This is a genomic window from Streptomyces sp. NPDC107498 (genome assembly GCF_055582805.1).
Window position 1 is genome coordinate 40,700 of the sequence record NZ_JBVJPE010000013.1, and the last position, 19,812, is coordinate 60,511.

Consider the following 19,812-nt stretch of genomic DNA (forward strand, 5'->3'; position numbering starts at 1 on the left):
CGTCTCCCCCACCCTTGAACGGAGCACGACGTTGCACCCGACCAGACTCACGGCGGCCGTGGCCGCCCTGGCGCTCTCGGCGAGCCTCGCGACCGCCCTCGTCGGACCGGCGACCGCGGCGACCCCGCAGGCGCTGCCCGTACCCCCGGGCCACGGCAAGGCGCTCGCCCTCGCCGCCGCCGACGAGGCCGCGAGCAGCGGTCTCGACGAGCTGCGGCACGGCGCCGACGAGGACCTCGTCCGGACGTCCGTCACCCCCTGGGCCAACGGCCTCTACTACGCCGCCTACGAGCGCACCTACCGCGGTCTGCCGGTCGTCGGCGGCGACGCGGTCGTCGTCTCCGACAGCTCCGGCAGGGTCCGCGAGGTCACCGGCGCCCGGGCGCCCGCCATCCGGCTGTCCACGAAGGCGAAGGTGACGGCCGGAGCGGCCCTCGCCACCGCCCGCGGGCAGCTGGCCTCGGTCGAGAGCACGAGCGCTCCCGAGCTGACCGTGCTCCTGGAGGGCGGCAAGGCCGTCCTCACCTGGCACACCCTGGTCGTCGGCCGGACCGCGCAGGGCGCCCCGAGCTCCCTCGACACCTACGTCGACGCGCGCACCGGGTCCGTCGCCCGCGCCACCGACAAGATCCTGCACGCCGACGGCCGCGGCTACCACAACGGCAACGTCACCGTCGACACCGCCGCGACCTCGATGACCGACACCAGCCGCGGCTCCTTCAAGTGCGGCGGGCAGAACGGCAGCGCCTACACCGGCTCCCCGCCGTGGGGCAACGGCACCGCCAACGACCTGGTGACCGCCTGCGTCGACATCATGTACGCGGCGCAGAAGGAACACTCCATGCTCAAGGAGTGGTTCGGCTACAACGGCCAGAACGGGCAGGGCGGCATGGTCCCGGCCCGCGCCGGCCTCGGCGAGGTCAACGCCTACTACGACGGCACGAAGACCACGTACGGCCGCAACCAGACCGGCAGCATGCAGCTCACCGGCATCGACGTCGTGGCGCACGAGTACGGCCACGAGGTCTTCGACCGGACGCCGGGCAGCTCGGGCTCGTCCAACGAGAACGGCGGCATGAACGAGTCGACGGGCGACATCTTCGGCGCGCTCACCGAGCACTACGCCAACAACCCGAACGACACCCCGGACTACACGGTCGGCGAGAAGCTGAACTTCCTCGGCGACAACAAGCCGATCCGCTACATGTACAACCCCTCGCTCGCCGACAACGCCCCCAACTGCTACCCGCAGCTGACCTCCGGCACCGAGGTCCACGCGGCGGCCGGCCCGCAGAACCACTGGTTCTACCTGCTCGCCGAGGGCTCCAACCCGGGCGGCGGCAAGCCCGGCAGCCCGATATGTTCCGGCGGGCCCTCCTCCGTGACCGGCATCGGCATCCAGAAGGCCGGCAAGATCTTCATGGGCGCCCTGCTCATGAAGACCTCCTCCTGGAACCACCTCGCCGCCCGCAGGGCGACCCTGACCAGCGCCAAGAACACCTACGGCAGCGCCGAGTGCAACGCGGTGAAGGCGGCCTGGAACGCGGTCGGCGTGCCGGCCCAGTCCGGTGAGACCGACTGCGGCGGCACCACCACCCCGGACTTCTCGCTCGCCCTGAACCCGTCCTCGGGCTCGGTGCAGCCGGGCGCCTCCGTCACCTCCACGGTGAACACCTCCACCACCGGCGGCAGCGCGCAGACCGTGCAGCTCTCCGCGAGCGGCGCCCCGAGCGGCGTCACCGTCTCCTTCAGCCCCTCCTCGGTGACCTCCGGCTCCTCGTCCACGATGACCGTGCAGGTCGCGGCGGGCACCGCCAACGGCACGTACCCGATCACCGTCACCGGCAAGGGCTCCGCCACGCACACGGTCACCTACCAGCTGTCGGTCGGCACCACGACCCCGCCCACCGGCTGCGGCAGCACCGAGTACACCTACCAGGGCACCCTGGCCTCCGGTCAGGCCGAGGCCCAGCCCGACGGTTCGTACTACTACTCGGCGACCTCCGGCACCCACGTGGGCTGCCTGCGCGGTCCGGCCGGCACCGACTTCGACCTGTACCTGCAGAAGTGGAACGGGTCGACGTGGGCGGACGTGGCCGTCGGCGGCACGGCGACCTCCGACGAGGACACCAGTTACTACGGCACCGCGGGCTACTACCGGTACGTGGTCCACGCGTACAGCGGCTCCGGCGCGTACACGCTGGGCCTGAGCGCCCCGTAACGGGGGCGGGGCGGCGTCACGGACCGGGGGTTCCGCGACGGCCTCCCCCGAGGGCCGGACGGTCGTATGTCCCACGACCGTCCGGCCCTTCGCGCGTCTCAGCCGACCTTCGCGAGGACGAACCCGGGCTCCTCGGACCCCGCGTCCGCGATCCGTTCGCCGTCCGGGCCCCAGGCCCCGGCCCGGCCGACGCCCACCCCGTCCTCGTTGGCCCCCAGGACGTTGCCGAGGACCACGTACAGGCCGAAGTCCCGGGCCCGTACGGGGTACACCTCCTCGAAGGAGTCGTTGTCGGCGCCGAGCACCGAACTCGCCAGGTACACGGCGCAGTCGTCGGACGCGGCCCGCTCGGCCAGCCCGGGAAAGCGGTTGTCGTAGCAGGTGGCCAGCGCGAACCGGATCCCGTCGAGCGCGAACCGGCCGTCGCCCGGGCCCGGTTCGAAGACCTCCGCCTCGATCCCGTACAGGTGCTGCTTGTCGTAGCGCGTGAGGAGCGAGCCGTCGGGACCGATCACGAGCGTGGTGATCCCCGCCCCCGAACCAGCCGTCCGCACCGGTCCGTTGACCACGGCCGCCGCACCGGCGTCCCGACAGGCGTCCCGCACGGGTTGGAGGCGCGGGTCGTCCTCGGCGAGGACCAGGCCGGGGACGTCACGGATCAGGGACGGCTCGTACCCGGTGAGCGAGAGCTCGGAGAAGACCACGACCCGGGCCCCCTCCGCCCCGGCCGCCCGGACCAGGCCGGCGATCGTACGGACGTTGGCGTCGACGTCCCCGGCGACCGGGGCGAACTGGGTGGCTGCGACGATCATGGCCCCCATCATCCCGCGCGCCCGCCGCGCGGGAAGCCCGGGGCCCCCGCAGCGCCTCCGCCGTCTCCCGCAGCACCCCCAGGAACGCGGTCGCGGCGACGGTCGGGGTCGCGGGCGCCGCCACGCGGATCCGGCGGTACGGGACGTCCTCCGGGTGGATCGCGACGAGAGCGACGTCCCGGCGCACCGCGGCGGCCGCGAGTGCGGGCACGAGCGTGACGCCGAGGCCCGCCGCCACCGCCCCCAGCTTGGCGATCCAGTCGTGCGCGAGCAGCCCCGTGCGCGGCCGGAACCCGGCGGCGACGGCCGGCCGGAACAGGGTGTCCTCCAGGCGTTCGTGGCCGACGATCCACTCCTCCTCGGCCAGCTCCGCGAGCCGCACGGACCGCCGCCCCGCACACGGGTGCCCCCGTTCCAGGGCCACCAGCACCGGCTCGTCGAGCAGGTGGTGCAGCGTCACGCCGGGCGGCGGGGGAGCGGCGACCGCCGGGCCGACCACCGCGAGGTCCTCCTCCCCGGCGACCACCAGCCCGAGGTGCTTGGCCGACGGCCCCTCGACGCGCGTGACCACGACCCCCGGGTGGCGCTCCCGGAAGGCCGCCTGCGCGCGCGGTACGAGGGAGGCGGTGGCGCTGGAGAAGGCCCCGAGCCGCAGCAGCCCGCCGTCGAGCGTGCGCAGCGAGGCCAGTTCGGCCCGGGCCTCGGCCAGCCGCTCCCGTACCGCCTCGGCGTGCGGCAGCAGCACCCGGCCCGCCTCGGTGAGCCGCACCCCGCGCGGCAGCCGCTCGAACAGCTCCGTGCCCATTTCCTCCTCCAGGGACTGCACCTGGCGGGAGACCGCGGACTGCGTGTAGCCGAGGACGTGGGCGGCGGCGGTGAAGGAGCCCGTGCGGGCGACCGCGAGGAACGCCTCGTACAAGCCATGCGAGATGGGCATGTCCACCATGCTAGACATTCGCTTGTGGCATGAACGGGGTCGTCCTAGCGTCGAGGGCATGGAGAACACACCGCAGAAGGTCGCCTTCCTCGGCCTCGGATCCATGGGACTGCCGATGGCCCGCCGCCTCCTCGACGCCGGGCACCCCCTGACCGTCTGGAACCGCACGCCCGCCAAGGCCGACGCCCTCGTCGCCGACGGTGCCGTCCGCGCCGCGACCCCCGCCGAGGCCGTCCGGGACGCCGACGTCGTCGTCACCATGCTCGCGGACCCGGCCGCCGCCCTCGCCGTCGCGGACGAGCTCGTCCCGGCGCTGCGCCCCGGCACCCACTGGATCGACACCTCGACCGTCGGCCCGGACACCGTCGCCGCCCTCGCCGCCCGGCTCCCCGCCGGGGTCGTCCTCCTCGACGCGCCCGTCATGGGCAGCGTCGACCGGGCCGCCGCCGGCGGACTGCTGATCCTCGCGGGCGGCGACACCGCGCCCGTCGCCGACGTCCTCGACCGGCTCGGCACCGTCACACCCTGCGGAGGCGCCGGCACGGGCGCGGCCCTCAAACTCGTCCTCATCAACGCCGTCATCGGCGGGGTCGCCCTCGTCGCCGAGGCCCTCGCGCTCGCCGGCTCCCTCGGCCTGCCCCGCGACCTCGCGCTGCGCGCCCTCGGCGCGGGTCCGCTCGCGGGCGCCGTCGGCCGCGCCACCGCCACCGGCTCGCACTTCCCGGTCGCCCTGGCCGCGAAGGACGTCGCCCTGGCCACGGCCGCGGCGAAGCTGCCCCTCCTGGAGGCCGTCCACGCGACCCTGACCGAGGACCCGGCCCTGCTGGACGAGGACCTGGCGGCGCTCGCCCGCTAGGGCCTGTCGTCACGTTCCCGTCCGGCCCGCGGCGACAGGCCTCAGCCGCGCTCCCCGGAGCCGTACAGCAGCCGCAGGAAGTCCCGGAAGGCGCCCGGCATGTCGACCGCCGACGGGTCCAGGAGCCACTGGTACTGGAGGCCGTCCATCACCGCCGTGAGCAGCGGCGCGGCCCGCTCCGGGGTGAGGCCGCCGGGCAGCCGCTCGCCGAACTCCAGGCGCAGGACGTCCGCCATGCCGGCCCGCACCTGCGCGTACCGCTCGGTGAAGAACTCCCGTGCCGGGTGCCCGTCCGTGACGCTCTCGCCGAGCAGCGCGGAGAAGGTCTGCACGATCCCCGGCCGCATCGCGTTGTACTCGACGAGCGACTCCAGGAGGTCGAGCCGCCAGCCCTCGCGGTCCCGGCCCCCGCTCGTGTCCCAGCGGTCCCGCTCCTCCAGGACCGCGACGAGGAGCGCCTCCTTCGTCGGGTAGTAGTGCAGCAGCCCCTGCTGGGTCAGCCCGACGCGCTCGGCGACGGAGCCGAGGGTGGCGCCCCGGTAGCCGCGCTCGGCGATCACTTCGAGGGCGGCGCGCAGGATGTCCGCGCGCCGCTCCTCGCTCCTGGCCCGCACCATCGCCGTGGCCCCTTCCGCAGGTTCGTCCGTCCGACAGGACCGTACCCGCTCGCCCCGCCCCTTGAGTAACGAAAAAATAACGTAACCTACCGATCTACAGGTAGGCGGGTGCACGATGGGCGCATCGGGGTCATCGGCACGTCAACGAGGAGGTACGGCCATGGCGGAGAACACCGCGGAGACCGTGAGGAACGCGGTCGTCGAGGCGGCGCTCGGCAAGCTCGACCTGGACGCCAAGACCCGGCTGCTCGCCGGCCAGGACATGTGGTCCCTGCCCGCCCTGCCGGAGATCGGCCTGGAGTCCCTGGTCATGTCCGACGGCCCCGTCGGCGTCCGCGGCGTCCGCTGGACCGCCGACGACCCGTCCGTCGCGCTCCCGTCCCCGACCGCGCTCGCCGCCGCCTGGGACCCCGCCCTCGCCCGCCGGGCCGGCCGGCTCCTCGCCCAGGAGGCCCGCCGCAAGGGCGTCCACGTCCTCCTCGCGCCCACGGTCAACCTGCACCGCACCCCGCTCGGCGGCCGCCACTTCGAGGCCTACAGCGAGGACCCGTACCTCACCGGCGCCATCGGCACCGGCTACGTCCAGGGCGTCCAGGACGGCGGCGTCGGCACCACCGTCAAGCACTTCGTCGCCAACGACGCCGAGACCGACCGCTTCACCGTCGACAACCGGATCGCCCCGCGCCCCCTCCGCGAGCTCTACCTCGCCCCCTTCGAGGCCATCGTCAGGAACGCCCGCCCCTGGGGCGTCATGACCGCCTACAACCAGGTCAACGGCGTCACGATGACCGAGCACCACCAGCTCGTGAACGAGGTCCTGCGCGGCGAATGGGGCTTCGACGGCGTCAACGTCTCCGACTGGACGGCCGCCCGCTCCACCACCGCCGACATCGCGGGCGGCCTCGACGTCGCCATGCCGGGACCCACCACCGTCTACGGCGAGGCCCTCGCCGCCGCCGTCCGCGCCGGCGAGGTCGAGGAGGCCGCCGTCGACACCGCCGTGCGCAACGTCCTGCGGCTCGCCGCCCGCGTCGGCGCCCTCGAAGGCGCCCCGCCGGTCGTCACCGAACACCCCGCCGCCGTCGACGGCGACGCCCTCGCCCGCGAGATCGCCCGCCGCGGCTTCGTCCTCGTACGGAACGAGAACGGCGCCCTGCCCCTGAAGAACGGCACCGTCGCCCTCTCCGGCGCCGCCGCCCGCGACGCCCGGATCCTCGGCGGCGGCTCCGCCCAGGTCTTCCCCGACCACGTCGTCTCCCCGCTCGACGGCCTCGCCACCGCCCTCCCCGAGGGCGCCCTGACCTTCACGATCGGCGCCGACCCCAGCGAGGAGCTCGCCCCCGCCGAGCAGGGCTTCACCCTCCGCGCCCGCTGCCGCGACGCCGCCGGGAACGTCATCGGCGAGGGCTCCCTGCCCAACGGCCAGGTCCAGTGGATCGGCGACGACCTCCCCGGGGGCGTCACCCACGCGGCCCTCGCCTCCGTCGAGGTCGTCGGCACCTTCACCCCGCGCGAATCCGGCGAGCACGCCTTCGGCACCCGGGGCCTCGGCGCCTTCACCCTCGCCGTCGCCGGAACGACCGTCTTCGACGGCACCCAGGTCATGGGCCCCGAGACCGACCCCTTCGAGGCCTTCTTCGGCTCCCCGGTCGAGCGCGGCAAGGTCGCGCTCACCGCCGGCGAGACCGTCGAGGTCTCCCTGCTGCACACCCTCGACAAGGAGTTCGCGGCCCCGCTCCCGGCCGTCATGTTCTCCTTCGTCCACCTCGGTCCCCGCCGTGACCCCGACGAACTGATCGCCGGGGCCGTCGAGGCCGCCCGCGCCGCCGACACCGCCGTCGTGGTCGTCGCCACCACCGAGCGCGTCGAGTCCGAGGGCTTCGACCGCAAGGACCTCGCCCTCCCCGGCCGCCAGGACGACCTCGTACGGGCCGTGGCCGCCGCCAACCCGAACACCGTCGTCGTCGTCAACGCCGGCTCCCCGGTCGAGCTGCCCTGGCGCGAGGACGTGGCCGCGATCCTGCTCGGCTGGTTCCCCGGCCAGGAGGGCGGCGCCGCCCTCGCCGACGTCCTCACCGGCGCCGAGGAGCCCGGCGGCCGCCTCCCCACCACCTGGCCCGCCGCCCTCGCCGACGCCCCCGTCACCGAGGTCGCCCCGACGGACGGCGAACTGCGCTACGCCGAGGGCGTCTTCATCGGGTACCGCGCCTGGGACGAGGCCGGCGCCGTCCCCGCGTACCCCTTCGGCCACGGCCTCGGCTACACCACCTGGTCGTACGACTCCCTGGTCGCGACCCCCGACGCGGTCACCGTCCGGATCACCAACACCGGCGACCGGCCGGGCCGCGAGACCGTCCAGGTCTACCTGGCGCCCGTCTCGGACTCCGTCGAGCGCCCCGCCCGCTGGCTCGCCGGCTTCGCGAGCGTCGAGGCCGCACCCGGCGAGACCGTCGAGGCCGGGATCGAGCTGCCCCGCCGCGCCTTCGAGATCTGGGACGAGGACGAGCACGACTGGACCCTCGTCACCGGGGCGTACGAGGTCGTCGCGGCCCGCTCCCTCGCGGACGCCCGCCTGACCGCCGCCCTGGAGGTCTGACCCGCTCGGCTACCCCACGACCGGCCCCGGGGCGGAACCCGACGACCGCCCCGGGGCCCCTCACTCCTTCGTGATCCGCCGGTACGCCAGCTCCGCGAGCCGCGCCTGCCCGTCCCTGCTCGGGTGGAACCAGTCCCAGGGGCTCAACTGCCCGCCGTCGAAGCGGAACCCGAAGACCGCCCCGCCGTCGTACCGGCAGCGCGCGTCCTTCGCGCAGACCTCCTCCAGGACCTCGTTGTACGCCACCACCCGGTCCCGCACCGCCGTCCGCCGCTTCTCGGCCGCCGGACCCAGGTCCTCCGCGTCCGCCAGCATCGCGCCGCAGATCCCCAGCTTCCACACCTCGATCCCCCTCGGGTTCACCCGCCCCGTCGACCACAGGTGCTTCAGGTCCGGCACGCTCGCCACGTACACCTGCGCCTTCGGCGCACCCGCCCGCAGCCGGGCGAGGGCCGCCTCGAAGGAGGCGCGGAAGTCGGCGACCGGGGTCATGAGGGCCGGGGTGGCCCGGCAGGCGTCGTTCGCCCCCATCATCACCGTCACCAGCTCGGGCTTCTCGGCGGCCGCCCCCGCCATCTGCGCGGGGAGCTCCGCCATCCGCGCGCCCGTCCTGGCCAGGTTCCAGCTGTGGGCGGCCACCTTCTCCGGGCCGAGCAGCCGCAGCGCCAGGCTGTCGACGGCGGTGTCCGTCCCGGTCGCCCAGGACGCCTCGGGGCAGTCCGCGAGGACGGAGCACGCGTCGAAGGCGCGGGTCATGGAGTCGCCGACGGCCGCGACGGAGGCGGGGGAGACGTCCCACGACGGCGTCGGTCGCGGCGTCGGCTTCGGCGTGTTCGGCGTGGACGCCTCGGCCGGGGCCTTCCGCGGGCCCCCGGCCGCGCAGCCGGAGAGCACCCCGCCGCACAGCAGTGCGGCCGTCGCGGCGGCGACAGCGGTACGGAATCGGCGTCGGCCGCGCATCCCCGGCCCCTCCTTCGGCGTCCTGGCGGGTGAAAGCTTCGTGTTCACCCGCCCCCGGACCGACCGTACGTCACACCGATGCCGGTGCGGCACGGTAGCTTTTCCCCCGTCGAACCAGAGGCGCCTTCGCCGGCCGGCTCCGGTAAATTACATCACGTCACATGCTGTCCCTTTTTTGATGGTTTGCGATGTCCTGCTCCTGATGCTGTTTACTGAGGCCGCTGGGAAGGCGAACCTCGTCCCACACTGGAGGTCCCGGTGACGACACGTGGAGTCCTGTACGTTCACTCCGCACCGCGCGCGATGTGCCCGCACGTCGAATGGGCGGTCGCGAGTGTCCTCGGTGCGAGGGTCCAGCTCGACTGGATCCGCCAGCCGGCGTCCCCCGGCACCTGGAGAGCCGAGTTCTCCTGGCAGGGCCAGACCGGCACCGCCTCCAAGCTCGCCTCCGCGCTCCGCGGCTGGCAGATGCTCCGCTTCGAGGTCACCGCGGAACCCTGCCCCACCGCCGAGGGCGAGCGCTACAGCGCCACCCCCGACCTGGGCATCTTCCACGCGGTCACCGGCATGCACGGTGACATCCTGATCCCCGAGGACCGGCTGCGGGCCGCCCTCGCCCGCTCCGCGCAGGGCGAGACCCAGCTGGAGACGGAGATCGCCAAGCTGCTCGGAAAGCCCTGGGACGACGAGCTGGAGCCCTTCCGGTACGCGGGAGAGGGCGCCCCCGTCCGCTGGCTGCACCAGGTCGTCTGACGCGGGGGAATCCGCCCGGGCGGGCAGGGGGGCGCGCCGGGTGGGGCAGGAACGACGCGGGACGGGGCGCCGGGCGCCGCGTCCGGCACGACGGCGGCCTTCCCGGGAGCGGGGGTCGCGGACGGAACCGGCGGCCTCCGCCCCGCGCCGGGCGCGCGGAGAGGCCCACCCCGGGCGGGGTGGGCCTCTCCGTGTCGAGCGGGGATCAGACCGTGCGGAACGCCAGGACCACATTGTGGCCGCCGAAGCCGAACGAGTTGTTGATCGCGGCGATCGTGCCCTGCGGCAGCTCGCGCGGCTCGCCGCGGACGATGTCGGCCTCGACCTCCGGGTCCAGCTCGTCGACGTTGATCGTCGGCGGGGCCAGGCGGTGGTGGAGCGCCAGGACCGTCGCGACGGTCTCGATGCCGCCCGCGCCGCCGAGGAGGTGACCGGTCATCGACTTCGTCGCGGAGATCGCGACGTGGTCCAGGTCGTCGCCCAGGACCTTCCGCAGCGCCTTGATCTCGGCGACGTCGCCCTGCGGCGTCGACGTGGCGTGCGCGTTGAGGTGGACGACCTCGGACGGCTTGAGGTCCGTGGATTCCAGCAGGTTCTGCATCGCGGCGGCGATGCCCCGGCCGGTCGGCTCGGGCTGCGCGATGTGGTGGCTGTCGGCCGACAGGCCCTGGCCGAGCACCTCGCAGTAGACGCGGGCGCCGCGGGCCTTCGCGTGCTCCTCGGACTCGAGGACCACGACGCCGGCGCCCTCGCCGAGCACGAAGCCGTCGCGGCCGGTGTCGTAGGGGCGCGAGGCCTTCGTCGGCTCGTCGTTGCTCTTGGACATCGCCATCATGTTGGCGAAGGCGGCGATCGGCAGCGGGTGGATCGCGGCCTCGGTACCACCGGCGACGACCACGTCGGCACGGCCGGTACGGATCATCTCGACGGCGTAGCCGATCGCCTCGGCGCCCGACGCGCACGCGGAGACGGGGGTGTGGACGCCCGCCCGGGCGTTCACCTCCAGACCCACGTTCGCGGAGGGGCTGTTGGGCATGAGCATGGGCACGGTGTGCGGGGAGACGCGGCGGACGCCCTTCTCCTTCAGCACGTCGTACTGGTCGAGCAGGGTGGTGACACCGCCGATGCCGGAGGCGATGACGGAGCCGAGCCGCTCGGGGGCGACGGACGCGTCCTCGCCGGCCGGAGCGGTGTAGCCGGCGTCGGCCCAGGCCTCACGGGCCGCGATCACGGCGAACTGCGCCGAGCGGTCCAGCTTGCGGGCGAGCGGGCGGGGCAGGACGTCACCGGGGTCGACCGCGGCGAGCGCCGCGATCTGGACGGGCAGTTCGGCGAACCGCTCGCCCTCCAGGGGCTTGACGCCGGAGCGCCCCGCGAGAAGACCTTCCCAGGTCGACGCGGAGTCGCCACCCAGCGGTGTGGTTGCGCCGATACCGGTGACGACCACGGTGCGATTGGTCGAGCTCACAGGAATTCGTTCTCCATGTGTGTGATGGTCGGAATACGGCGCCACCGCCGGGTGGCGGACCGAGTCAGCGTGGACCGAGTCGGCAGGGGCCGAATCAGGCCTGGTGCTTCAGGATGTAGTCGGCGGCGTCGCCCACGGTCTTGAGGTTCTTGACGTCCTCGTCCGGGATCTTCACGTCGAAGCGCTCTTCGGCGGCGACGACGACCTCGACCATGGACAGCGAGTCGACGTCCAGGTCGTCGGTGAAGGACTTGTCCAGCTGGACGTCCTCGACCGGGATGCCGGCGATCTCGTTGACGATCTCGGCGAGGCCCTCGACGATCTGGTCCTGGGTGTGAGCCATAGTGGCGCTCCTTCTTGCGGTTACTTCGGTAAAAGGGGGCTTCCGGAGGATCCGGTGTGCCTAGGGGAGGGTAACGACCGTCGCGGCGTAGACGAGACCCGCCCCGAAGCCGATGACGAGCGCGGTGTCGCCGCTCTTCGCCTTCCCGGTCGCCAGGAGCCGCTCCATCGCGAGCGGAATCGAGGCGGCCGAGGTGTTGCCGGTGGTCTCCACGTCACGGGCGACCGTGACGTGCTCCGGCAGCTTCAGGGTCTTCACCATCGAGTCGATGATCCGCATGTTCGCCTGGTGCGGGATGAAGACGTCCAGGTCGTCCGCCGTGATGCCGGCGGCGTCCAGGGCCTGCTGGGCGACCTTCGCCATCTCGAAGACGGCCCAGCGGAAGACCGCCTGACCCTCCTGCGTGATGGCGGGGAACTTGATCTCGCCCTGCTGGTTGAGCGGCAGGTTCGAGGCGTCGCCGGCCTGGAACTCGTTCCAGGGCACGGTCTGCTTGATCGTCTCGGACTTGTCGCCCTCGGAACCCCAGACCGTGGGGCCGATGTGCGGCTCCTCGGAGGGACCGACGACCACGGCGCCGGCACCGTCGCCGAACAGGAAGGCCGTCGCGCGGTCCTCCAGATCCGTCAGGTCGCTGAGCCGCTCGACACCGATGACGAGGACGTGCTCCGCCGAACCCTCGACGATCATGCCCTTGGCGAGCGTCAGGCCGTAGCCGAAGCCCGCACAACCGGCGGAGATGTCGAACGCGGCCGGCTTCCCGGCGCCGATCTTGTCGGCGATCTCGGTGGCGACGGCCGGGGTCTGCTTGAAGTGCGAGACCGTGGAGACGATCACGGCGCCGATCTGCTCGGGGGTGATCCCGGCGTCGGCGATGGCCTTGCCCGAGGCCTCCACCGACATGGCGGCGACCGTCTCCTCCGGAGAGGCCCAGTGGCGGGTGGCGATGCCGGAGCGCGAGCGGATCCACTCGTCGGACGAGTCGATCTTCTCGAGGATCACCTCGTTCGGCACGACCCGGGTGGGGCGGTAGCCGCCGACACCGAGGATCCGTGCGTACGGGGCGCCCTTGCTGGGCTTGATCTTCGACATGTTTCTCGACACTCCTTGTCAGACGGCCGCGTGCTCGGCGATGAGCGTACGGGCCGCGTCCAGGTCGTCGGGAGTCTTGAGGGCGACCGTGGCCACCCCCGGCAGGGCCCGCTTGGCGATCCCGGTCAGGGTGCCGCCGGGGCACACCTCGATCAGCGCGGTCGCGCCCAGGTCGTGGAAGGTCTCCATGCACAGGTCCCAGCGGACCGGGTTCGCGACCTGGCCGACCAGCCGGGACACGACCTCGGCGCCGTCCATGACGACCTGGCCGTCCTTGTTGGAGACGTAACGGGTGGTCGGAGCGGCCGGCGACAGCCGGGCCGCCGCCTCCTCCAGCTTCGCCACGGCCGGGGCCATGTGGCGCGTGTGGAAGGCACCGGCCACCTTGAGGGCCACGACCCGGCGGACGCCCTCGGGCTTGTCCGCCTCCAGGGCGGCCAGCTGCTCCAGGGTGCCGGCGGCCACGATCTGGCCCGCGCCGTTCACGTTCGCGGCCGTCAGGCCGAGCTTCTCCAGGTGCGGGACGGTCACCTCGGGGTCACCGCCGAGCAGCGCCGACATGCCGGTCGGGGCGATCGCGGCGGCCTCCGCCATCGCGAGTCCGCGGGTTCGCACGAGACGCAGCGCCGCCGTGTCGTCGAGGACGCCCGCGAACGCGGCCGCGGTGAACTCGCCGACGCTGTGACCGGCGACGACGCCGGGCGCGAGGTCGTCGCCGAGCGCGGCGGCGGAGAGCAGGCCGGCGGCGACGAGGAGGGGCTGGGCGACGGCGGTGTCACGGATCTCGTCCGCGTCCGCCTTCGTGCCGTAGTGGGCGAGGTCGAGCCCGATGGCGTCGGACCAGGCCGCGACGCGGTCGGAGGCGCCGGGGAGTTCGAGCCAGGGGGTCAGGAAGCCGGGCGTCTGGGCGCCTTGGCCGGGAGCGACGAGTACGAGCACCCTCACACTCTCTCTTGGGGACGGCTCCGAGCGCCCGTGAGGACAAGGACGAAGAACCGTCGGGGGAATTGTTGGTGTTCGACAAAAGTCTAGGACTGCGGATCTCCGTCGGCCAAGCGTCCCAGGATCAGGGCGATCCGCAGCGTGAACGCGGAGCGAACGTCGGAGGGTGACCAGCCGGTGACGTCGGTCACACGTCGAAGCCGGTAGCGCACGGTGTTCGGGTGGACGAAGAGCATCCGGGCCGCGCCTTCCAGGCTGCTCGCCTGCTCCAGATAGACACTGAGAGTTTCGAGCAGGGCCGACCCCGCCTCCTCCAGCGGTCTGTAGATCTCCTCCACCAGCTGCTCACGGGCCGAAGGGTCGGAGGCGATGGCGCGCTCCGGGAGGAGATCGTCCGCCAGGACCGGCCGGGGCGCGTCCTGCCACGCCGAGCAGGCCTTGAGACCGGCCGCCGCCGCCTGCGCGGAGCGGGTCGCGGCGAGCAGGTCGGGGACGACGGGACCGGCGACGACCGGCCCCGCCGCGTACGGCCCGATCAGCGCCTTGGCGACGGCGAGGGGGTTGTCGTTGCCGCCCGCGATGACGACGAGCCGGTCGCCGAGGACACCGGTGAGGACCTGGAGCTTGGCGTGCCGGGCGGCCCGGCGGATCGCCTCCACCGTCAGCTCGCTGTCCCCGTCGGGGGCCGTGCCGAGCACCACGCACACGTGGTCGGGCGAGTTCCAGCCGAGGGCCGCGGCGCGGGAGACGGCGCCCTCGTCGGCCTCGCCGGAGAGCACCGCGTTCACCACGAGGGACTCCAGGCGCGCGTCCCAGGCGCCCCGGGCCTCGGCGGCCTGCGCGTACACCTGGGCGGTGGCGAACGCGATCTCGCGCGCGTAGACGAGCAGCGCCTCGCGGAGCACGGACTCGTCCCCGGGGGCGGCGACCTCCTCGATCGCCGACTCCATGACCTCGATCGTGGTGCGGACCATCTCCACGGTCTGCCGCAGGGTGATCGCGCGGGTCAGCTCCCGGGGCGCCGTGCCGAAGACGTCGGTGGAGATGGCCTGCGGGGTCTCCGGGTGCCGGAACCACTCGGTGAACGCGGCGATGCCCGCCTGGGCGACCAGACCGATCCACGACCGGTTCTCGGGCGGCATCGCGCGGTACCACGGCAACGTCTCGTCCATGCGGGCGATGGCGCCGGCGGCGAGCCGCCCGGACGACTGTTCGAGGCGCTTCAGGGTCGCGGCGTGCGGATGGGAGACGTTCACGGGTTCAGGCACGGGGACAAGACTGCCTTATCGGGACGCCGGCATGCGGGGTCGGGGCCGCTTCGGCGGGCTACGGTACGTCCGTGATACGCATCCAGCGCGCCGGCGAGCGCTACCCCGGCGGCGACCCGGCGGCCGGGATCGAGACCCGGCACGCCCTCTCCTTCGGTCCGCACTACGACCCCGACAACCTCCGCTTCGGCGCGCTCCTCGCCGTCAACGAGGAGCGGCTCGCGCCCGGCGCCGGCTTCGACGAGCACCCGCACAGCCACACGGAGATCGTGACGTGGGTGGTGGAGGGGGAACTCACCCACCACGACGGCACGGGGCACGGGACCGTGGTGCGCCGGGGCGACCTCCAGCACCTCGGCGCGGCCTCCGGCGTCCGCCACGTCGAGCGCAACGACGGCCCCGCCCCCCTGACCTTCCTCCAGATGTGGCTGGCCCCGCTGGAGCCGGGCGGGAAGCCGACGTACGAGGTGGTGCGGGGTCTCGGCGACTCGTACGCCCTCCCGGCGGCGGGCGCGATCCTCCACGTCCACCGCCCGCGCGCCGGGGAGCGGGCCGCCGTACCGGCCGCCGACTTCGCGTACGCGCACGTGGCGCGGGGCGCGGTGCGGCTCGACGGCGAGGAGCTCGGCCCCGGCGACGCCGCCCGGATCACCGGCGGCGGGGCACTCGAACTGACCGCCACGGCCGACGCGGAGGTCCTGGTCTGGGAGATGCGGGACCGGCGCGGGGCGCTGGGCTGACCTCTCAGCCGAGCGCGCTCTTCGCCTTCCACTCCGGCCAGGACAGGTTCCACGCCCCGTAGCCGTTCCCCTCCGCCACCACGCCCTTCGTCTCGCGCCCCTTGATCTCGAAGGGGTCGCCCACGTTCACCGACGCGTAGAAGGAGGAGGCGTCGGCGTCGCTCATGCCGATGCACCCGGAGCTGCGGTTCGCCTTGCCGAAGTACGCCGCGTTCCACGGCGCCGCGTGCGCGTACATGCCCGACCACGTCAGCCGCATCGAGTAGTCGACGTCCTTGTCGTACGCGTCGCCGAGGCCGACCGTCTCGGAGTTCATGTTGATGGTGCCCTCCTTCGCCATGAGCACGGCCGTCCCCCGCCAGGACCGCTTGTCGCCGCCCGGGGTGCCGCCGGAGACGGGGATCGTGCGGACCGTCCGGCCGTCCCGCTCCAGCCTCAGCCGGTGCGCGTCGAGGTCGACCTTCACGACCTGCGCGGCGCCGATCGTGAAGCCGGTGCGGTAGTCCCGTACGAACCAGCCGCCGCCCGAGTCCGTGCCGTCGAGGTCCGCTTCGAGGGTGACCTCGGTGCCCGGCTTCCAGTACTCCCGGGGACGCCAGTCGACCCGGTCCCGGCCCGAGAAGTCCTTGACCCACCCCCACGACCCCTCGGTGCCGTTCGAGGTGGTCACCTTCAGCTGCCGCTCCACGTCCGCCTTCCGCGTCACCGGCAGGTCGAAGACGATGGAGAGCGGCTGCCCGATGCCGACCGTGGTGTCCTTGCCGGGGGCCAGGGTCACCTTGTTGACCTTCCCGGGCTCAGGGGTGGTGAAGGACGACCGGCTCGTCGACTCCTCGCCGTCGGCCGCACGGGACGTCACCTCCACCGTGTACGAGGTGCCGGGCGCCGCCTTGCGGTCCGACGTCCAGCCCGTACCGCCCGCGTCCTTGCGGCCCCCCAGGGTTCCGCCCTCCGCGTCCACGACCCTCACCGCCGTGAGCGTGCCGCCGCTCGCGCTCACGGTCACCGGACTGCCGGCCTCCTTCTTCACGACCGTCACCTTCACCGGCGGCGCCTGCGAGGCCCCGGCCCCCGACCCCGACGCGCCCCCGTCCGCCGCCCGGGCCGTGCAGGCGGTGAGGGAGACGACGAGCGCGACGGCCGCCAGGGCGGGACGGGATGTGCGTATCGGCAGCACGGAAGACCTCCGCGGTGTGAGGGGGAAAGGGTGGGATGTCCTGGACTGTAGGCCGCCCCCACCCCCCCTCGGGGGCCCGGAAGCCTCTGTGACCAGGGCTGCGGCGGAACGGTCGTCGTCCGGTCACAATCGCCGCGCGCGCCCGTCGAATTCGGCTGTGAGCCTGCTGTGCGCCCCGACCACCGAGGGGCGGAACAAGGAGGCTCCCGTTGTGTCAGCGCTGCTCGTGACGGCCGCACCCACCGACCGCCGCGCCCCCGCAGGACCGGTCGGGCTCGGGCCCGTGACCCCCGAGGCGTACCGCGCCTTCCTCGGCTCCCGCTCCGGTGCGGACGGGCCCAGCTTCCTCCAACTCCCCTCCTGGGCCCAGGTGAAGGAGGGCTGGAGCCACCAGCTCGTCGGATGGGGACGGGAGGGCGCGGCCCTCTCCGGCGTCGCGCTCGTCCTCCTCCGGCCCTTCCCCGGCACCCGGAAGTACTTCGCCTACCTGCCCGAGGGGCCCGTCGCCGACTGGGCCGACCCCGACCTGGACGGCTGGCTCTCCCCGCTCCTCGGCCATCTGCGCTCCCTGGGCGCCTTCGCCGTCCGCATGGGCCCCGGGCCCGCCTACCGCCGGTGGAGCGCCGCCACCGTCAAGGCCGCCGCCGGGCCCGGGCGCCGGCTCTCCGACGTCCTCGCCGACGAGGTCGACCCGCTGGGCACCGCCGTCGCCGAACGCCTGCGCGCCCGCGGCTGGCGCAAGTGCGGCGGCGACTCCGAGGGCGGCGCCGACGCCCAGCCCCGGCACGTCTTCCAGGTCCCGCTCGCCGGCCGCAGCACCGACGACCTGTGGACCGGCCTCAACCAGGAATGGCGGCGCAACGTCCGCAAGGCGCGGAAGTCCGGCGTCGAGGTCGTCGTCGGCTCCGCCGCCGACCTGCCCGAGTTCTACCGGCTCCTGCGCGTCACCGAGGAACGCGACGGCTTCCGGCTCGGCCGCTCCCTCGCGTACTACGAGCGCCAGTACGCCGTCCTCAACGCCGAGGAGCCGGGCCGCATGAAGCTCTACCTCGCCCGTCACGAGGGCGAGGTCCTCGCCGCGCACACCATGCTCGCGGTGGGCGGCCGCGTCTGGTACCAGACCGGCGCCTCCGCCGACCACCGCCGCGAGGTCCGCCCCTCCAACGCCCTCCAGTGGCGCATGCTGCTCGACGCCCACGCCCTCGGCGCCGCCGTCTACGACCTGCGCGGGGTACCCTCCACCCTCGATCCGGACGACCGCGCCCACGGGCTGCTGCGCTGGAAGCTCGGCACGGGCGGACAGGTCGTCGAGACGCTGGGGGAGTGGGAGATTCCGATGCAGGGCACGACCAACGGGGCGCTGTACCGCGCCTTCCAGGCCTATCTGGCCCGCCGATGACGGCCACCGCCACGCTCACCGCGCCGCCGCGGCCCCGGCGGAAACCCTCCTCCCTCCGCAGCGGCGCCCTCATGGCCGCGGGCTCGCTCGTCTCCCGCGCCACCGGCTTCGTGCGGGCCTCCGTCGTCGCCGCGGCGCTCGGCGCGGGCTACGTCGCCGACGGGTACGCCGTCGGCAACTCCGTCCCCACCATCGTCTACATGCTGCTCCTCGGCGGGGCGCTCAACGCCGTCTTCGTCCCCGAGCTGGTCAAGGCGGCCAAGGAGCACGAGGACGGCGGCGTCGCCTACACCGACCGGCTCCTGACCCTGTGCGCGCTCGCCCTGGCCGCGCTCACGGCGGTCGCGGTGCTCGCCGCTCCGCTGATCGTCGACACGTACACCGACTACACGGGCGCACAGCGCGAGACGACCGTCACCTTCGCGCGCACGTGCCTGCCGCAGATCTTCTTCCTCGGACTCTTCACCCTGCTCGGACAGGTCCTCAACGCCCGGGGCCGGTTCGGCGCCATGATGTGGACCCCCGTCCTCAACAACGTCGTCGCCGTCACCGTCTTCGGCCTCTTCCTGGCCGTCGGCGACGGCGGGGAGCTCACCGCAGGGGAGACCGCCCTCCTCGGCTGGGGCACCACCGCCGGCATCGCCGTCCAGGCCCTCGCCCTGCTGCCCTCGCTGCGCGCCGCCGGCTTCCGCTGGCGGCCCCGCTTCGACTGGCGCGGCAGCGGCCTCGCCGCCCCGCTCCGCTCGGCGGGCTGGCTCGTCCTGCTCGTCCTCACCAACCAGGGCGCGTACTGGGTGACCACCTGGCTCGCCACCTCCGCGGGCACGGACCGGACGGTCAGCGGCGCAGGCCTCGCCGCGTACAACAACGCCTACCTGCTGTGGACCGTCCCGCACGGCATCGTCACCGTCTCCCTCGTCACCGCGCTGCTGCCCCGGATGAGCGGGACCGCCGCCGAGGGCGACCTCGCGGGGGTCCGGCGGGACGTCTCCTACGCGCTGCGGACCAGCGCGGCGGCGATCGTCCCCGCCGCCTGCGCGCTCCTCGCGCTCGCCGTCCCGCTGATGACGGTCGTCTTCCGGTACGGGGCGACCACCGACGACGACGTGCGCGCCATGTCCTGGACCCTGATGGCCTTCGCGCCCGGCCTGGTCGCCCTCTCCGGCCAGTACGTGTGCACCCGCGCCTTCTACGCCCTGCGCGACACCCGCACCCCGTTCCTGCTGAACCTGGTCATCGCCGGCTCGAACGCCGGGCTCTCCCTCACCGCCTTCCACCTCCTCCCGACCCGCTGGGCGGTCACGGGCATGGCGGCGGCGTACTCGCTGGCGCTCTGGGCGGGCTGGGCGGTGACGGCGTACGCGCTGCGCCGCCGGCTGGGGAAGGGCACGGGCGACGCGGTCTCCGCGCTGGCGCGCCTCCTCGTGGCGGCGGTGCCGGCGGCGGGGTACGGGCTGCTCGTCGCGGACGGGGCCGGGGCGGGGGGACCGGTGGTGGCCGGGCTGGCCGGCGCCGTGACGGTCCTGGCCACCTTCGCCCTCCTCGCCCGCCCCCTCCGCCTCGCGGAGCTCCGGGCCCTCCTCCGCTCGACCGCCTCCCGCCTCCGCCGCACCTGACGCCCCGGGCGGCGC

Annotated in this window: 16 protein-coding genes and 1 pseudogene; 7 read left to right on the top strand and 10 right to left on the bottom strand. The window is 73.7% G+C overall.

Going from position 1 to position 19,812, the window contains the following annotated elements; all coding sequences use genetic code 11:
- The first annotated feature begins 31 nt into the window (after positions 1-31).
- Positions 32-2,221, top strand: a complete 2,190-nt coding sequence (locus ACZ66Z_RS22770) for a M4 family metallopeptidase (protein WP_469936678.1) — start codon at positions 32-34, stop codon at positions 2,219-2,221.
- Between the two features lie 98 nt (positions 2,222-2,319).
- On the opposite strand, the gene ACZ66Z_RS22775 is transcribed toward ACZ66Z_RS22770, so the two are convergent.
- Both ACZ66Z_RS22775 and ACZ66Z_RS22780 read right to left on the bottom strand, forming a co-directional pair.
- A complete protein-coding gene (locus ACZ66Z_RS22775) occupies positions 2,320-3,045 on the bottom strand; it encodes a carbon-nitrogen hydrolase family protein (protein ID WP_469936680.1) in 726 nt (241 codons plus the stop codon).
- A gap of 58 nt (positions 3,046-3,103) precedes the next feature.
- Positions 3,104-4,075, bottom strand: a pseudogene (locus ACZ66Z_RS22780) (LysR family transcriptional regulator); the annotation flags it as partial.
- Here ACZ66Z_RS22780 and ACZ66Z_RS22785 point away from each other — a divergent pair.
- Positions 3,978-4,826, top strand: a complete 849-nt coding sequence (locus ACZ66Z_RS22785) for an NAD(P)-dependent oxidoreductase (RefSeq protein ID WP_469936682.1) — start codon at positions 3,978-3,980, stop codon at positions 4,824-4,826. The pseudogene ACZ66Z_RS22780 and the gene ACZ66Z_RS22785 overlap by 98 nt on opposite strands.
- Before the next feature lie 41 nt (positions 4,827-4,867).
- Here the strand turns inward: ACZ66Z_RS22785 and ACZ66Z_RS22790 are convergent, their stop codons facing one another.
- Positions 4,868-5,443 carry a TetR/AcrR family transcriptional regulator gene (locus ACZ66Z_RS22790; RefSeq protein ID WP_469936684.1) on the bottom strand — a complete coding sequence of 192 codons (576 nt, stop codon included), beginning with the start codon at positions 5,441-5,443 and terminating at the stop codon, positions 4,868-4,870.
- 160 nt (positions 5,444-5,603) lie between these two features.
- Here ACZ66Z_RS22790 and ACZ66Z_RS22795 point away from each other — a divergent pair, with 160 nt between their 5' ends.
- The gene (locus ACZ66Z_RS22795) at positions 5,604-8,039 is read left to right on the top strand and encodes a glycoside hydrolase family 3 protein (protein WP_469936686.1); all 2,436 of its coding nucleotides are present in this window, start codon (positions 5,604-5,606) and stop codon (positions 8,037-8,039) included.
- A 60-nt stretch (positions 8,040-8,099) separates the two neighbouring features.
- Here ACZ66Z_RS22795 and ACZ66Z_RS22800 read toward each other — a convergent pair whose 3' ends face one another.
- Positions 8,100-8,999: an SGNH/GDSL hydrolase family protein gene (locus tag ACZ66Z_RS22800; RefSeq protein ID WP_469936688.1), complete on the bottom strand. Its 900-nt coding sequence runs from the start codon at positions 8,997-8,999 to the stop codon at positions 8,100-8,102.
- A 258-nt stretch (positions 9,000-9,257) separates the two neighbouring features.
- On the opposite strand from ACZ66Z_RS22800, the gene ACZ66Z_RS22805 reads away from it, so the two are divergent.
- The gene (locus ACZ66Z_RS22805) at positions 9,258-9,752 is read left to right on the top strand and encodes a DUF3145 domain-containing protein (RefSeq protein WP_469936690.1); all 495 of its coding nucleotides are present in this window, start codon (positions 9,258-9,260) and stop codon (positions 9,750-9,752) included.
- A gap of 205 nt (positions 9,753-9,957) precedes the next feature.
- On the opposite strand, the gene fabF is transcribed toward ACZ66Z_RS22805, so the two are convergent.
- The 5 genes from fabF to fasR form a co-directional block, all read right to left on the bottom strand.
- Complete coding sequence (gene fabF, locus ACZ66Z_RS22810; protein ID WP_469936692.1) at positions 9,958-11,220, bottom strand: beta-ketoacyl-ACP synthase II; 1,263 nt, start codon at positions 11,218-11,220, stop codon at positions 9,958-9,960.
- A gap of 94 nt (positions 11,221-11,314) precedes the next feature.
- Positions 11,315-11,563 carry an acyl carrier protein gene (locus tag ACZ66Z_RS22815; RefSeq protein ID WP_376486879.1) on the bottom strand — a complete coding sequence of 83 codons (249 nt, stop codon included), beginning with the start codon at positions 11,561-11,563 and terminating at the stop codon, positions 11,315-11,317.
- A gap of 60 nt (positions 11,564-11,623) precedes the next feature.
- Positions 11,624-12,655 carry a beta-ketoacyl-ACP synthase 3 gene (locus tag ACZ66Z_RS22820; RefSeq protein WP_469936694.1) on the bottom strand — a complete coding sequence of 344 codons (1,032 nt, stop codon included), beginning with the start codon at positions 12,653-12,655 and terminating at the stop codon, positions 11,624-11,626.
- A gap of 18 nt (positions 12,656-12,673) precedes the next feature.
- Positions 12,674-13,594 carry an ACP S-malonyltransferase gene (locus tag ACZ66Z_RS22825; protein WP_469936696.1) on the bottom strand — a complete coding sequence of 307 codons (921 nt, stop codon included), beginning with the start codon at positions 13,592-13,594 and terminating at the stop codon, positions 12,674-12,676.
- Positions 13,595-13,683: 89 nt separating this feature from the next.
- On the bottom strand, positions 13,684-14,865 hold the full coding sequence (fasR, locus tag ACZ66Z_RS22830) for a fatty acid biosynthesis transcriptional regulator FasR (protein ID WP_469936698.1): 1,182 nt from the start codon (positions 14,863-14,865) through the stop codon (positions 13,684-13,686).
- Positions 14,866-14,936: 71 nt separating this feature from the next.
- Here fasR and ACZ66Z_RS22835 point away from each other — a divergent pair, with 71 nt between their 5' ends.
- Entirely contained in the window at positions 14,937-15,605 is a 669-nt protein-coding gene (locus ACZ66Z_RS22835; protein WP_469936700.1) for a pirin family protein, read from the top strand.
- Positions 15,606-15,609: 4 nt separating this feature from the next.
- Here ACZ66Z_RS22835 and ACZ66Z_RS22840 read toward each other — a convergent pair whose 3' ends face one another.
- Positions 15,610-16,782 (bottom strand): L,D-transpeptidase family protein, encoded by a 1,173-nt coding sequence (locus ACZ66Z_RS22840; protein ID WP_469936702.1) that lies wholly within the window; start codon positions 16,780-16,782, stop codon positions 15,610-15,612.
- A 211-nt stretch (positions 16,783-16,993) separates the two neighbouring features.
- On the opposite strand from ACZ66Z_RS22840, the gene ACZ66Z_RS22845 reads away from it, so the two are divergent.
- Both ACZ66Z_RS22845 and murJ read left to right on the top strand, forming a co-directional pair.
- The gene (locus ACZ66Z_RS22845) at positions 16,994-18,181 is read left to right on the top strand and encodes a lipid II:glycine glycyltransferase FemX (protein WP_469936704.1); all 1,188 of its coding nucleotides are present in this window, start codon (positions 16,994-16,996) and stop codon (positions 18,179-18,181) included.
- On the top strand, positions 18,178-19,797 hold the full coding sequence (gene murJ, locus ACZ66Z_RS22850; protein ID WP_469936706.1) for a murein biosynthesis integral membrane protein MurJ: 1,620 nt from the start codon (positions 18,178-18,180) through the stop codon (positions 19,795-19,797). Before ACZ66Z_RS22845 ends, murJ begins: the two co-directional genes overlap by 4 nt.
- Positions 19,798-19,812: the final 15 nt, after the last annotated feature.